Below are 16350 nucleotides of genomic sequence, written 5' to 3'. Positions count from 1 at the left end.
TTATTTTATTTCATCCATATCCACGTCTTGGCGAAGGTTCACTTTTTCTAATGGTACAATTTTAGTTTTATAGCGTACTTTATGATAAATAAAGAATGCTAGGAATACTGGGATACCCATGTAAGTAATAATAAAGCGATTCAAATTAAAGTCGCCCGTTTGTATAAAATCGACGTCTTGGCCAATGATTACAAGCACACATAGTACGCCTGCGAAAATCGGGCCAAATGGGAATAATTTAGCTTTATATTTCAATTTAGATTTATCATAATTCTGTTTATCAAACGCTTTTCTAAACCTATAATGGCTGACCGCGATACCTACCCAAGCTATAAAACCAGTCATACCACTTGCTGCAACGATGTATTCATACGCATCGCCACTTAAATGTTGTAAAACAAATATGCCAATCACAATGATTGCTGTTGCGATAAGTGATACATAAGGTACACCGCTTTTATTTGTTTTACCAAATATAGGGTATGCTAATTTATCTTTACTCATCGAATATAACATTCTAGTAGAAGCGTACATACCTGAGTTACCCGCTGATAGCACCGAAGTTAAGATGACCGCATTCATAAACGATGCCGCAAATGCTAAACCAGCGTTTTGAAATACAAGCGTAAATGGCGAAGTTGCAATATCATCACCGCCACCCATCAATGATGGGCTATCGTACGGAATCAACATACCAATTACAAAAATAGCTAATATATAGAAAATCAATATTCTCCAAAATACTTGTTTAATGGCTTTTGGCACAGCACGTTCAGGATTTTCAGATTCACCCGCTGTAATACCAATCAATTCAGTGCCTTGGAACGAGAACCCTGCAACTAAGAATACACCTAAAATAGTTAGCAGACTGCCACCCAATCCATCTCCAAGTATTGGGCCGCCACCATTAGTAAATGTATCGAAGCCAACAAATTCTCCGCCCATAATACCTAAGATGGTTAGTAATCCTATTGCGATAAAGATAATAACTGTTACAACTTTAATTAATGCAAACCAGTACTCGCTTTCACCATATACTCTAACTGATAATGCATTGAGTCCGAATATAATGATTAAAAATAGACAGCTCCAACTCCATGCTGGGATACCTGATAATGGCGTCCAATATTGAATAACTTGGGCTGCAATTGTAACATCAGCTGCAACTGTTATTACCCAGTTAAACCAATAATTCCAACCTAGTGCAAACCCTAATGATGGATCAACAAAGCGTGTCGCATACGTACTGAATGACCCAGATACGGGTAGGTAAGTAGCCATTTCTCCTAATGATGTCATAAGGAAAAACACCATTGCTCCAATAATTGCGTATGCAAGCAATGCGCCTAAAGCGCCTGCATCATGAATTGCGCCACCAGAAGTCATAAACAATCCAGTCCCAATACAACCCCCAATTGCTATCATGGATATATGACGATCTTTCAATCCCCTTTTTACTCCATTATTCTGAATTTCTTCTTTTGCCATAGATGCTCCCTTTCTTTTAAACTTAGAGGTTAACTTACTAATATAATTAAAAACGCAAACTTATAGTAAGTAGTGATATTACCGCTAGAATAATCATGTCGTTTACACAATTTGTCGTAAATTTTTCCCGTATTTGTATGAATGATAATCTTTAACCTAAAATAAAATGGTTGCATACCTATTAGATATGCAACCATTTTAATAATAGCATTTATATAGGTAGCACATCACATATGTGACAGTCCAGTTTCTTTCGATAACTGACCCAACCAACAGCGCATCTGGTCACTGTTGGTTTCGGCGTCTTCACCTTTCACAAATCCTACATATGCCCCAAATAGCTACCGGACTGTTACTGATTAAAAACGCAACCTCTAACTCAAATTCAATATTTTTTATTTCACTAACTTGTAATATACATGATTTCAATAAGAGTTTCAAGACTATCTTTGTTTTTTAAGTCTAATCTCGTCTACAAGTTCCCAAATAAATGTTTCTTTTTCAACAGTTTCTTGATCTTTTGAACCGTATTTTCTTACGTTGACTTCATTGTTCTCAACTTCTTTGTCACCAACTACAAGTTGGTAAGGGATTTTTTGCATTTGAGCTTCTCTTATTTTATACCCCATTTTTTCATTGCGATCATCGATTTCTACTCTCACACCCTGTGATTTAAGCTCATCTTGCAGTTGTCTAGCATAATCATAATGCAAATCTACATTAACTGGTATAATTTCGACTTGTTTTGGTGCCAACCAAGTTGGAAATGCACCTTTCGTTTCTTCAGTTAAGAATGCAACAAAACGTTCCATTGTTGAAACAACGCCACGGTGAATGACAACAGGTCTATGTTGTTCGCCATCTTTACCTATATAAGACAATTCAAATTTTTCAGGAAGTAAAAAGTCTAATTGTGCTGTAGATAATGTTTCTTCTTTACCCATAGCAGTTTGAACTTGAACGTCTAATTTCGGACCATAGAATGCAGCTTCCCCAATGGCTTCTTCATAATCTAAACCAAGTTCATCAACCGCTTCTTTCAACATACTTTCAGCTTTGTTCCACATTTCATCATCATCAAAATATTTTTCTTTATCTTCTGGATCTCTATAACTTAAACGGAAGCTATAATTTTCGAAACCAAAATCCTGATAAACATCAATGATTAAATTAACAACGCGTTTGAATTCTTCTTTAATTTGGTCTGGTCTTACAAAAATATGTGCATCATTCAATGTCATACCTCTCACACGTTGCAAACCAGATACTGCGCCACTTGCTTCATAGCGATGCATTGTGCCTAATTCTGCAATTCTAATTGGTAGTTCACGGTAAGAATGAGGTTTATTTGCATAAATCATCATATGGTGCGGACAGTTCATTGGTCTTAAGACCATTTCTTCATTCTCATCTAATTTCATAGTTGGGAACATATCTTCCTGATAGTGGTCCCAGTGGCCTGATGTTTTATATAAATCCACATTTGCCATTACTGGAGTGTAAACATGATCATAACCCATGCTTACTTCTTTATCCACGATATATCGTTCAATTTCACGACGAATTGTTGCTCCGTTTGGCAACCACAATGGTAGACCTGCACCTACTAATTGGTTGTTCGAGAATAATTCTAATTCTTTACCAATTTTACGGTGGTCACGTTCTTTACGTTCTTCAAGCATTTTTAAATGTGCTTTTAAATCTTTTTTATCAAAGAATGCAGTACCGTATATACGTTGTAGCATTTTATTATCACTATCGCCACGCCAATAAGCACCTGCAGTTGATAATAATTTAAACTCTTTAATTTTTGACGTTGAAGGTACATGGACACCGCGACAAAGATCAGTAAATTCGCCTTGTGAATACAAAGTAACATTTTCATCTGATGGGATTGCATCGATTAACTCTAACTTATACGGATCGTCAGCAAAAAATGTCTTCGCTTCATCTCTTGAAACTACTTTACGTTCAATTGGATAGTTTTCATTAACAATTTGTTTCATTGTTTTTTCTATCTCTTCAAAATCATCAGAGGAAACGCTTTCTGCCATATCAAAATCATAATAAAATCCGCCTTCAATTACTGGGCCAACACCAAACTTCACATCTCCATATAAACGTTTTAAAGCTTGGGCCATAAGATGCGCAGTAGAATGACGCAACACTTCTAATGCTTCCTCACTGCCAGGCGTTACGATTTCAATTTCGCCATCGTTTTCAATTGGACTTGTTAAATCAATTAATTGTCCGTTCAATTTACCAGCGACTGCCTTTTTTCTTAAACCTGGGCTAATAGAATGCGCAATTGTTTCAGTAGTTGTACCCTTATCAAATGCTTTCGAATTACCATCTGGAAATATAATATTTATTTGATCCATTTAAATTCCTCCTATATCTATACTTGCCTTAAATCTTCACGAATAGCTATAACTTACACAAAAATAAAAAGACCCCATCCCTAAAAGGGACGAGGTCTTCGCGGTACCACCCTAATTAAAGTTACAATCATATCAATTGCAACTAAACTCTGCATAAGGTAACGGTCTTGAGCCGGATGTTTATTAAAACATCTATAATGAAGTAGTAATCAATAATGATACTTACCAATTTCTCATCAAACATTGGCTCTCTGTGAAGTATGATATTATTCATCTTGTCTTCATTTTATTTCGCTTGATTTAGATTTAACTATATTATACAACATTTTTTTAAGAATTCAATCGTCTCGATAATTTTTTCCTTCTAAAAAATAGGGTTTTGCCAATGACTTAATCCGTTCCATAATTCGAGCTGCTTTTGTTTTTTCTGTGCCGTCACGTGTGACAGATAAGTGATATTCTAATTCTTCAAAACTTAAATTAGAACTGAAGAATGTTGGTAATTCTTGGACCATTCTATAATGTAACAATGGTCCAATCACTTCATCTCTTGCCCATGGGGTGATTTCTTCAGCACCTATATCATCTAACATAAGGATATGGGACTCGCGGACTTTCGCCAATTTGGTTTCAAAACTACCATCTTTAAATCCACCTTTTAAAGCGCGAATAAACTCAGGTAAATATACAATGGTCGACGAGACTTTTTCAGCTTTTAATTGATTTGCGATTGCACCTAATATAAATGACTTCCCAGTGCCAAAAGGTCCATGTATATATAATCCTTTAACTTGTGGTGTTTTGCTAACTATTTTTTCACAAATATCAGTTGCTGCCATAGCAACATCAATACGATCCCTTCTATCCATATATATATCGCTCAATTTTGCATTCAATGTATCACGTTGCATATGATGTGAAGAGATTAAATGCGCATTAAATTTCTCTTCGTCATATTTTATTTTACAAGGACAAGGAAGGTAACGAATCTTGATATGTTGATTTTCTACGTATAATTCTGGAATATGACCTTTAACAAAGTTAGGACAGTCTTTAAAATCGTGGCCGTCATAATGTTTTTCTTGGTCTTTATATTCTTGCAAAATATTTAAATCTTGGTCGATCATTGCGTTTGTTACTTCAGATTGGTGTAATTCTAAAAATGTTTTTACGTCAGGATCGTTTATGACATCTTTTTTAATCTTTTCAATTCGTTTACTTAAATCTTTAGAATCACCCATAATATGATTGAAAGACTTCATATATTATTCCTCCTCTCTCTTGCTATTTAATCGTTTTAATAACGCTTCACGATCTCTTTTTAATGTTTCATCTTCATCAGCATTTACATTATTATCTGAAGTTTGTGAATTAGAAGCTTTGTTATCACGTTCTTCTAACCATTTCGGTGTCATTTCTCTAGAAACAAGTTGTTTAGGTTTATATTTACCCTTTGTAACTTGATTGGAGTGAGTGTCTTTGGGTTGATTTACCTTCTTCGCGTAATGATAAGCCTGTTCTGCCGTCTTAATTCCCTTTTTCTTCCAATTTGATGCAATTTCAAAAATATATGATTTAGGAAGTTTCATATCTTCTTTTAACATCACGAATTGTAAAAGTATATTAATCACACCAAATGGCAACTGTTCTCTCTCAATCAATTCTTCAATCATGTATTTTTGCTGTGTTGTCGGTTCAGATTCAGACCAAGATGCAAGCATATCAATTGGACTCGTTTCATCTAATTGCTTTAACCAATTGTTAGATGCATCAGATGGTTGTATATTTTCCCCACTATTTTCATTATTATGATAGTTTGTTTCTTGAGCATTCAGTTTCGGCAACTGTTGTTCATGCTCAATAAGATAGTACGTTCTTGCATGTTTACGCAATTCTTCAAAAGAGAGTGTTTGCGCACTCGTAATTGATTTCAAAATAATACGTTTCATGGCTTCTGGTGTTAAACCATATAAAGTTGCAATTTGCGTTATCAGCATTTTCGCTTCATGATTAATAATCTTTGTACTGATAAAATGGTTTTGTAATAAATCATATAGTGTTTCAAAATCAAAGTGCACATGTGATAAATCCATACCACCATACGCCTCTTCACTTTCAATCTGTTGTGTATCTACAGTCATTGATTTATTAGGCACTTTAAAAACATCAGTAAAAGTACGTGTGACATCTTGGTACTGGTCTAAATCGATAGACACGTAATCCTCAAAATGTGCCTTTAATTGAAAATAGCGTTGTTTACTGACCTCGCTATATAAATATACTGACAGCATAGGGTCATTGAAAAATTGCTGAGATGATGGCGGTTGAATTAATTGATATACAAAAGAAGAATGTTGCTGATTATGGTTAACATAAGATTTTACTAATCCTATGCCCTCTAACAAATCCATTTCTTTTCTAAATTCAAGTAAATTTATCTTCAATTCACTCATGATAATATAATGTGTCAATACCATATCTTGTTTAAATTCAACAAACTGGTTTAAATAATGGTATAAACCAATCGCCTTTGATCCTATCATGGGCGTAAATAATCTATTTAGTATTTCTAAATGTTTATGATTTAGATAAAACCGGCGTATGACATGGAAATCGTCATGTGGCCTCAAACCATAATCATAGGGCTGTAATCCCATTTAAGAATCACTCCGTTTATTCTCTGCTAAAATCCCTTGCATTGATTGCAATAATTGATCAACATCTTTAAATTCTTTATAAACTGACGCAAAGCGTACGTAAGATACTTGATCGACATGCATTAATAAATTCATCACATGTTCTCCTATTTCTCTAGAAGAAATTTCTGCATGTCCTTCATCTCGCAATTTCCATTCTACATTATTTGTAATATCTTCTAACTGTTGATAGCGTACTGGTCTCTTCTCACATGAACGCACTAAACCATTTAATATTTTTTCACGTAAAAATTGTTCTCGTGTACCGTCTTTTTTCACAACGATTAGCGGTCGTTTTTCAATATGTTCGAACGTAGTGAACCTTGTGCTACATTGTTCACATTCTCTTCTACGTCGAATCGCATTTACTTCATCAGCATGTCGTGAATCTACAACGCGAGAGTGCGTTGAACTACATTTCGGGCATTTCATCGAATTACCACCCTCTCAATTTGATTACCTTACATTATACTACAAATCTTTAAGGCACAAAAGATTGCTATTACACAATTCAGCAATTAGTTTTAAAAAGCATTTCGTTTATAATAAATATTTGAAAATAAAAACTCCTTTTAATGTAAGATATCTGTTCTTACTTTAAAAGGAGTTTTGTATTATCTTCAATAATAAATAAATATTCATTCATAATCAATTAATTTAGATAATGTTATATTTTGTGTTTATTAAATAAGGTATTAATGTGCTACGGTTGAAATATTATTTTTTAATAACTGACCAATTTCTTCGGCCACATCAACCACTCTGTTTGAGTATCCCCATTCATTGTCATACCAAGCAATCACTTTTACTTTGTTATCGCCCATTACCATCGTACTTTGCGTATCAATAATTGCTGAATGTGGGTTTGTATTAAAGTCCATTGATACAAGCGGTGCATCTTCAGTTGCAATCACATGGTCTAACGGGTGGTTTTTAAATGCTTCGTTAACTTCTTCGGCTGTTACTGAAGTATCTAAATCCACTACTAAATCTACTAAAGATACATTTTTAGTTGGCACTCTTAACGCCATGCCATGTAGTTTACCTTCTAATTCAGGTAATACTTCTTTAAGTGCTTTTGCAGCTCCTGTGGAAGTTGGAATGATGCTTTCATTGCATGAACGTGCACGTCTTAAATCTTTATGTGGATTATCAATGTTGTTTTGGTCATTAGTAATAGCATGAACAGTTGTCATTAAACCATTTTGAATACCAAATTGGTCATTTAATACCTTAGCTACAGGTCCGATACAATTTGTTGTGCATGAGGCGTTGCTAAAGATATCGTATTTTTCGATATCTAATTGGTCATCATTAACACCTTTAACTATCATTTGCACAGCACCGCCTTTAGAAGGCCCTGTTAACAATACTTTTTTAGCGCCAGCTTTAATATGTGCGATAGCTTTATCCCCATGGTTGAATTTACCTGTAGCTTCAATTACAACGTCGATATCTAGTGCTTTCCAAGGTAAATTTTCTGGGTTTCTATCAGCTACAAGCTTAATTTTATGATTATCGACCATTATACCGTTCTCCACCGGTTCTACTTTTAAATCGTAGTTACCGTGTGTCGTATCATAATTGATTAAGTGTGCAATTGTCTCGGGTGGATAGCTAGCATTAATCGCTACTATATTCATATCCTCACGTTTTAATGCAATCCTTAATACCATTCTACCTATTCTACCCATGCCATTAATTGCAATATTTGTCGTCATTCAAAGCACCCCTTGTCTTAGTGTTATACTTTATGGAATTAGTATAACATAAATAGATGAATGAGAAAGCGTTTTCTTGAATAATTTTTAAAAAATTTAAAGTTTATAAAATTGTAAGTTTGCGATATTCATTCTTATCATACAACCAAATAGCTTGATTAATATTTTCATAACCTAAAAAAAAACGAGAGTAGGACAAAATCAAAGTTTTAGTTTGACTTAGTCTCTACACTCGCATTTATAAATTATTGCAATTCATTATTTAACGATTCAATGAACGCAACCATTGTTCATCATTTAAACTTCTTGAGAATGGTCTGTTGCATTCTCAATATAACCTTCATCTACTAATAATTGTTCTAAATTTTGTTTCAACTCTATTTTAGAATCTCTATTATCTATCACATGATCCGCCATTCTACGTTTTTTATCTATAGAAATTTGGCTATATACTCGCGCTTTAGCATCTTCCATAGAAATATCGTTACGTTGCATTAATCTATCTATCTGTATACTTTCTGAAGTGTAAACGAGCCACACCTCATCCACTGTATCTTGTAAATCATTTTCATATAATAAAGGGATATCCATAATAACATTATATCCATCTTCTAAATAAGCTTCTTTTTCTTTTTCCATGATTTCTCTCACAATTGGATGTACGATTTCATTCAATTCTAACCGTTTTTCTGGATGATTAAAGACAAGATCGCCAACATAGGAACGATTCATGTTACCATCTTCACCAATTGCTTCATCTCCAAATGTTGCTCTAACTTGATCAAGGCCTTTCGAACCCTTCTCTACTGCTTTACGTGATGCAATATCAGCATCCACTATTTTAAAGCCATGCACAGATAGTAATTCTGAAACAGTCGATTTACCTGATGCGATACCACCAGTTAATCCAATAACTTTAGGCATAATTTCACTCTTCCTTCATTTTTGACATGTCGGGCAGAAATGACTATTACGTGTTGCAATCACTTGCGTTTCAATATCATTTCCGCACACTTTACATGTCTTTTGTTTATATACGTTTAAATGCATTTGCATCGTACCTGTGCTACCGTCAGCATGACGATAGTCTGAAATGCTAGTACCACCATATTTAATACCCGCTTCTAATACTTCACGAACATAATAAAATAACATTTCTTTTTCTTGATGGTTCAATTCTTTAGACTTGCGTGCAGGGTTAATACCGGCTCTAAATAATGCTTCACAAGCATAAATATTACCACAACCAGAAATCACCCTATGATCTAAAATCATTTGTTTGATTGGTTTATTTTGATATAACCTCTTATCAAACCAAGCCATATAGTGTGATAAGGCCTCTTTGTCAAAAGGTTCTGGCGCAATCTCTAAGAATGATGGATATGCGTCAAAAGAAGCTACATTTCTAATTTCTCCAAATCTACGAATATCTGAATAAACAAGTAGTTTATCATTATTTAATTTAAAAATCACATGCCAATGTTTACGGTAATTAGGGACGTTGATGTCTTCTAATTTATCTACAACAAAAAATCCACCAGCCATGCCTAGATGACTAATTAATATTCTTTGTTCAGAATTATTTTCAATATAAAAAACGATATATTTACTTCGTCGTTCGATATCATATATCGTATAACCTTCAGTATAACGTTTAAATGTATCTAATGCTAAACCTTTTATAATCGTTTCTTTGCCTTTATCTTTACCCTCTATCACTTTATCAGAAAAGATAACTTCTTCAATTTTCTGCCCTTTTACAAAAGGCTTAATCCCCCTTGTAACATGTTCAACCTCAGGTAGTTCAGGCATGTTATTCCCTTCTTTCTATTTTGCATCATACCATGTTTGCCCATAACTAGATTCCACTTTCAATGGAACGTCTAACTTAAGTGCATTATCCATTATTTCTTCAATAAATTTTTCAAAATCGTTTATTTCTTCTTTTGGTAATTCGAAAATCAATTCATCATGAACTTGCAGCAATAATTGCGCATGGAAATTCGTATGTTTGGCTTCATTTGCAAAATATACCATCGCAAGTTTGATAATATCTGCTGCACTTCCCTGTATTGGCGTATTCATTGCTGTTCGTTCAGCAAAACTTCTTAAATTAAAGTTTCTGCTTGCGATATCAGGGATATATCTCCGTCTATGCAGTAATGTTTCTACAAACCCTTGTGCTTTACAATCCTTAACGATATCTTCCATATATTGTTTCACACCCGGGAAGCTATCTAGATAATCATCTATGAATTTTTTAGCTTGTTTTCGTGTTATACCTAAACTTTGACTCAAGCCATAATCACTAATCCCATAAACAATACCAAAATTTACTGCTTTAGCTTGTCTTCGCATTAAACTATCTACTTCTTCAGGTGCAACATTAAATACTTTAACTGCTGTTGCAGTATGAATATCTTCATCATTAATAAATGCTTGTTTTAAACTTTCATCTTGCGTAATATGTGCCAATACCCTTAGTTCAATTTGTGAATAGTCAGCTGAGAATATAACATTATTTTCATCACTAGATTTGAATGCTTTTCTTATTTTTCGACCTTCGTCTAAACGCACAGGTATATTTTGCAAATTAGGATCAACTGATGACAAACGTCCTGTTTGAGCCAATGTTTGGTTAAAGCGTGTATGAATACGATTATCTTCACCGATAACCTTTTGTAAACCTTCAATGTAAGTAGACTGTAATTTAGCTAGTTGTCTGTATTCTAAAATATATTCAATAATTGGATGTTCACCTTGTAACTGCTCTAAAACATCTACTGCAGTCGAATAACCTGTTTTAGTCTTTTTAATTACCGGTAATTTAAGTGTCTCAAATAACACAACGCCTAATTGTTTTGGCGAGTTAATGTTAAACGTTTCACCTGCTGCATCATAGATATTCTCAATCAAAACGTCTAATTTACCTTGGATTTCTTTCTCCATTTTTTGTAATTCACTGATTTCTGTATAAATACCAGTTTCTTCCATTTCACTTAATATACGCGCTAATGGTAATTCCAAGTCGTATAATAAATCAGACTGATTATATTCATCTAATTGTTTTTGAATTTTGGATTTGACTTGATCAATCGCTTCAATAATTGTTCCCACATATGGGTTTAATACCTCATCTTCAGGAATATGCTTTTTCTTACCTTTACCATATATTGCAACACTTGATTGTACATAATGTTGGCCATAATTTGCCACTACAGAATTGACATCATCGATTGTACGTGAAGGGTCAATGATATAACTTGCTAACATAACATCAAAAACGATATGTTTGATATTAATATCTAGCCGATGCGCTACGATATAAGATTTTTTAGCATCATAAACAATTTTCTCTGTAGTATCATCTTCTAGCCACGCTACTAATGCAGGGTATGTTTTTATTTGATCTGCATTGATTACTACATGATGCTCACCATCATATAATCCAAATTTTAAAATATTATCTTTTAGATAATTAACACCATCTAATTCAAAATGAATTGTCGCGGAACTTAATGTTTGGAAATCTACATTTGAAAAATCTTGCTCTATCTCAATATCCATTTCTTCTGCACTAGACGTATCATTTGAAACATCCATTTGATTTAAAAGTTGATTAAACTCTAACTTTTTAAATAATTCAACCTTATCCTCAGTATGGGGATGATCTGGTAATTTTGTATCTTCTAGCGCAACTTCAATAGGGCTTTCACAATTAATTGTCGCAAGCGTCTTACTCATTAAAGCATCGTCTTTACTATTTTCAAGTTTTTCTTTTAATTTCTTTCCGGACACTTGGTCAATATGATTATATACATTCTCTACGCTTGAAAATTGCTTCAGCAGTTTAATTGCAGTTTTTTCACCTACCCCTGCTACGCCTGGGATATTATCTGATGTATCACCCATCAAACCTTTCATATCAATGATTTGTGTAGGTGTTAATCCATCATACTTTTCAGCGATAAATTCAGGCGTGTAATGATCTACGTCTGTAACACCTTTTTTAGTATAATAGATTGTAACGTCATCTGTAGCTAGTTGTGTTAAATCACGGTCACCGGTGATGATAATAGTTTGGAAGTTTTCACTATTGGCTTGTTTACTTAAAGTGCCAATAATATCGTCCGCTTCATAATTTTCAAGTTCGTAGCGTTTGATTTGATATGCATCTAATAGTTGTCTAACATAAGGAAATTGTTCACTTAACTCGGGTGGCGTGGATTGACGCCCTCCTTTGTATTCACTGTATTGTTCATGTCTGAATGTTGTTTTCCCTGCATCGAAAGCAACTAAAAAATGTGTAGGCTGTTCTTCTTTAATTATTTTTTCTAGTAACATCGCAAAACCATAAACGGCATTCGTATGGATACCAGCTTTATTTTGTAATAATGGTAATGCGTAGAAAGCTCTAAAGCTTAAACTATTACCATCAATTAAAATTAATTTGTTCAATATTTTAACCTCCAACACATATTTATATACTATTTTAGCATAAATGATATGTTAATCAGTATTCATTCGACATACAGATTTCTAAAAGAGCTTTTTAAAAGCGATAATAAAAATCAAAACCACCCGTATAACGGGTGGTTTGTTCTGCGGCTATAAGCCTTTGTTACTGACCAGCCCTGATAAGGGCTCTGAGAAGATCAGCCATATGTACTACTTTCCCAGCAACCCTTAAAAGGGTTGTTTATTTTTTCTTTCTAGTTTCTTCGCCAGTAAATGGGTCTATATATTCGACAAGCGTTAATTGCTCTGCAACGATATCCTCTTGTAATTGATTACGAATATAATTTTCTATAACTTTTTTATTTCTTCCAACTGTATCAACGTAAAACCCTTTACACCAAAATTTTCTATTTCCATATCTATATTTTAAATGTGCATGTCTATCAAAAATCAATAAACTACTCTTCCCTTTTAAATATCCTACAAATTGGGAAACACTTAATTTTGGTGGAATACTAACTAACATATGAATATGATCTTTACATGCTTCAGCTTCAATAATTTCTACACCTTTTCTTTCACACAACTGTCGCAATATTAATCCAATATCTTTCTTTATTTTTCCATAAATAATTTGCCTTCTATATTTAGGAGCGAAGACAATGTGATACTTACAATTCCATTTTGTATGTGCTAAACTATTTGTGTCTGATGACATAAATTGCATCTCCTCATGTTGTTAATTTTGGTTGGCTGACCAAATATTATTTTAGCACGTAGAGATGCAATTTTTAATACAACGGTATAACCATACTGCACCATACGCATAGCGTATGGTTTTTTATATAATAAATCAATCGATTTAACCCTAAATTGCTAGGGTTAAATCGATTGAAATGATTGGTTATAGACATATTCTATTCGAAAAATGTTACTCTAAACGTCGAACCTTTTTCCGGCTCACTAAATACATTGATTCTGCCGTGGTGTGCTTCCATAATATGTTTAGTGATTGACAGACCAAGTCCTGTGCCACCAGAATCTCTGCTTCGAGCTTTATCTACACGGTAAAAACGTTCGAATATATGTTTTTGGTCTTGCTCACTTATACCAATACCAAAATCTTGAACTTCTAAAATACGCTTATTGCCTTCTTTAAAAACACGCACAATGACTTCTTCTGAAACTTTAGAATAACTTATCGCATTGGATAGCAGGTTAAGTGCTACTTGTGAGACTTTATCCTTATTTGCTTCGATAATAATATCACGATTAATTTCGTTAACGATTGTGATGTTTTTATTTTCAGCGATATTTTGCATGTTTTTTATTGTAGTTTCTGCGATTTCGGATAAGCTTGTAGGCTCTGTTTCTAATTGTGTCTGCTGTTCCACATGAGACAAATCTAACAAATCATAAACTAACGTTTCAATACGGTTAGATTCTTTTGAAATGATTTCTAGGAAATCGTTTAACGTTTGTGCATCGTCTTTAGCGCCGTCTAGTAAAGTTTCTGCAAAGCCTTTAATTGATGTAATAGGTGTTTTTAATTCATGTGATACATTGGCAACAAATTCGCGTCTTAAATTTTCTAATTTTTTTAAATTTGTTATATCATGCAGCACGACCACCATACCATATAAATTTTTTTTGTTTTTAGATAAAATTGGAATACACGCTGTATCAAAGTATTTTTGATGTACTTGGTCAATCGTTAATTTGATTTGATCATATGTAGATTTTTCTACTTTAAATGCTGCAGCAATCAATGGTTGTATCTCAGGGTCAATAAAATCAATATAATTTTTATGTTCTACTGCATCCTCAGGGTTAAATACATCATAATATGATCTATTAGCTACTACGATGTCTCCATATTTATCAATCATTAAAATTGAGCTAGGTATGTTTTCTATTGTTGTCTTCAAACGGTTAGATTGCAATTTTTGTTTGTGATTCAATCGCTGTAGTCTCCTAGCTAACTCATTTGTGGTAACAAATAGCTCTCTTGTTTCTTTGACATTGCTTTCAGGCACTCTGACATGGTAATAACCTTCAGCTAAAAGATTTGTTGCGTATGTGACTTCGTTGATAGGTCTAATGTAAGTCCTATTAATGCTTCTAACAACAAAGAAAATGATAATTAAAACAAACAAACCGATTAGTCCCACGTATTTCCAAATACCAACTTGTAATTCAAAAATTTCATTATCAATACTACTAATTATAATATCTTTATCTTTTAAAGACGTTTTGAAAGTGTACCTATGATTGTCTCCTACTTTATCGTATATCAACTTAGAAGGGTTCGCTTCATTATTAATATCTTTATTAATATGAGTGCCTTCATTTGTGGAAAATATTTTGTCGTTATCTTTAGTAATGAATAATGTGAATTTTTCACTCTTAGCAATGTCTTTAATTTCATTTGTTTTATCTTGATTGTATAAGCTTACGAGATGTTGTGCTTGATGTTCTAAGTCGCCTTCTTGGTTTGAAATAACAGTATTATAAATAACATGTGTAATAATCGCACCTAACGCAATAAAACTAACGATAACAATTGTACATAATAAAAATAATAGTCTCTGGTGAAACTTCAGCATTAAACTTTAGGTCTTTCCAACTTATAGCCTAAGCCTCTAACTGTTTTTATCAATTTAGGCTGCTTAGGATTTTCTTCCAATTTATCTCTCAAATGACTAATATGTACATCCACAATTCTTGAATCGCCAGCAAATTCATAATTCCAAACAGAGTTTAACATATGTTCACGCGTTATAACTCTTCCTTGTCTTTCTATAAGGTATAACAATAATTCGAATTCTTTAGGTGTTAATTCGAGTAATTCATCTTCACGATAAACTTCAAAGTATTCAGGTCTAATTCTTATTGAACCAATTAAAATATCATCTTCGTCTTCATCACCTGGTACAGCCTCACTTATCATTGCTGAGCGCCTTAAAATTGCCTTGACTCGAGCTACCACTTCCCGTGGAGAGAATGGTTTTGTCATATAATCATCTGCGCCAAGCTCTAGGCCTAACACGCGATCAAATTCATCATCTTTAGCAGTTAACATTAAAATTGGCACTAAATTTTTGTCTGAACGAATCGTTTTACACACTTCGATACCGTCTTTTTTAGGAAGCATAACATCCAATACAACCAATTCTGGATTTGAAGTATTTACTTTTTCTAAAGCTTCTTCGCCATCATAAGCAACTTCCACTATGTATCCAGCTTGCTCTAAATTATATTTTAACAAGGTTACGATTGATTGCTCATCATCTACTACAAGTACTTTTTGTGACATAGTATACCTCCAATTTTATGATTACAAATTAATTATAACTTATATTTTAATAAAAATAACATACTTAAAAATATTTTTACATAAACTTAATAAATCATTGATCGTTAGTTATTTGTAAAATAATTACAAAAAAATTGTATTGTCTTATTTAACAAATCAGTAAGGGATTTCAAGATAAATAATTTAAGCCTAAGTATTTAAAAAGTTAATATTTACTTAACATTTACTTTATATTTCAACGCTTATATTTTCTATTATAAGCAAAAATAATTTAGTTATCACTATTTAAT

At 33.3% G+C, this 16350-nt stretch carries 12 protein-coding genes, 1 riboswitch and 1 other annotated feature; all 12 genes read right to left on the bottom strand.

Translation table 11 applies throughout. The features are described 5' to 3' along the window. Nucleotides 1–1488 (bottom strand): amino acid permease, encoded by a 1488-nt coding sequence (locus BJG89_RS06410; RefSeq protein ID WP_096809249.1) that lies wholly within the window; start codon nucleotides 1486–1488, stop codon nucleotides 1–3. Between the two features lie 212 nt (nucleotides 1489–1700). Beyond that, a riboswitch (Lysine riboswitch) is annotated at nucleotides 1701–1873 on the bottom strand. 58 nt (nucleotides 1874–1931) lie between these two features. Further along, entirely contained in the window at nucleotides 1932–3869 is a 1938-nt protein-coding gene (gene thrS, locus BJG89_RS06405; RefSeq protein WP_096809246.1) for a threonine--tRNA ligase, read from the bottom strand. 82 nt (nucleotides 3870–3951) lie between these two features. Continuing rightward, nucleotides 3952–4160 (bottom strand) — a binding site (T-box leader). Between the two features lie 47 nt (nucleotides 4161–4207). Next, a complete protein-coding gene (gene dnaI, locus BJG89_RS06400; protein ID WP_096809244.1) occupies nucleotides 4208–5131 on the bottom strand; it encodes a primosomal protein DnaI in 924 nt (307 codons plus the stop codon). Between the two features lie 3 nt (nucleotides 5132–5134). Beyond that, nucleotides 5135–6526, bottom strand: coding sequence for a replicative helicase loading/DNA remodeling protein DnaB (locus BJG89_RS06395; RefSeq protein WP_096809242.1), 1392 nt, complete (start codon nucleotides 6524–6526; stop codon nucleotides 5135–5137). Beyond that, complete coding sequence (nrdR, locus tag BJG89_RS06390) at nucleotides 6527–6997, bottom strand: transcriptional regulator NrdR (RefSeq protein WP_096809240.1); 471 nt, start codon at nucleotides 6995–6997, stop codon at nucleotides 6527–6529. It lies immediately after the preceding gene. A gap of 263 nt (nucleotides 6998–7260) precedes the next feature. After that, complete coding sequence (gene gap, locus BJG89_RS06385) at nucleotides 7261–8286, bottom strand: type I glyceraldehyde-3-phosphate dehydrogenase (RefSeq protein WP_096809238.1); 1026 nt, start codon at nucleotides 8284–8286, stop codon at nucleotides 7261–7263. Nucleotides 8287–8583: 297 nt separating this feature from the next. Beyond that, on the bottom strand, nucleotides 8584–9210 hold the full coding sequence (gene coaE / locus BJG89_RS06380) for a dephospho-CoA kinase (RefSeq protein WP_096809236.1): 627 nt from the start codon (nucleotides 9208–9210) through the stop codon (nucleotides 8584–8586). Between the two features lie 15 nt (nucleotides 9211–9225). Then, nucleotides 9226–10098: a bifunctional DNA-formamidopyrimidine glycosylase/DNA-(apurinic or apyrimidinic site) lyase gene (gene mutM / locus BJG89_RS06375; protein ID WP_096809234.1), complete on the bottom strand. Its 873-nt coding sequence runs from the start codon at nucleotides 10096–10098 to the stop codon at nucleotides 9226–9228. 15 nt (nucleotides 10099–10113) lie between these two features. After that, entirely contained in the window at nucleotides 10114–12744 is a 2631-nt protein-coding gene (gene polA / locus BJG89_RS06370) for a DNA polymerase I (RefSeq protein WP_096809233.1), read from the bottom strand. Nucleotides 12745–12985: 241 nt separating this feature from the next. After that, complete coding sequence (gene tnpA, locus BJG89_RS06365; RefSeq protein WP_039069888.1) at nucleotides 12986–13462, bottom strand: IS200/IS605 family transposase; 477 nt, start codon at nucleotides 13460–13462, stop codon at nucleotides 12986–12988. A gap of 199 nt (nucleotides 13463–13661) precedes the next feature. Beyond that, nucleotides 13662–15350 carry a two-component system histidine kinase PnpS gene (pnpS, locus tag BJG89_RS06360; RefSeq protein WP_096809231.1) on the bottom strand — a complete coding sequence of 563 codons (1689 nt, stop codon included), beginning with the start codon at nucleotides 15348–15350 and terminating at the stop codon, nucleotides 13662–13664. Then, nucleotides 15350–16060, bottom strand: a complete 711-nt coding sequence (locus tag BJG89_RS06355; protein ID WP_096809229.1) for a response regulator transcription factor — start codon at nucleotides 16058–16060, stop codon at nucleotides 15350–15352. The genes pnpS and BJG89_RS06355 overlap by 1 nt, the downstream gene beginning before the upstream one ends. Nucleotides 16061–16350: the final 290 nt, after the last annotated feature.

This window comes from Staphylococcus nepalensis, assembly GCF_002442935.1.
Lineage (GTDB): Bacteria > Bacillota > Bacilli > Staphylococcales > Staphylococcaceae > Staphylococcus > Staphylococcus nepalensis.
Note: the sequence above shows the minus strand (reverse complement) of the source record. Positions and strands in the feature narration are given on the sequence as shown.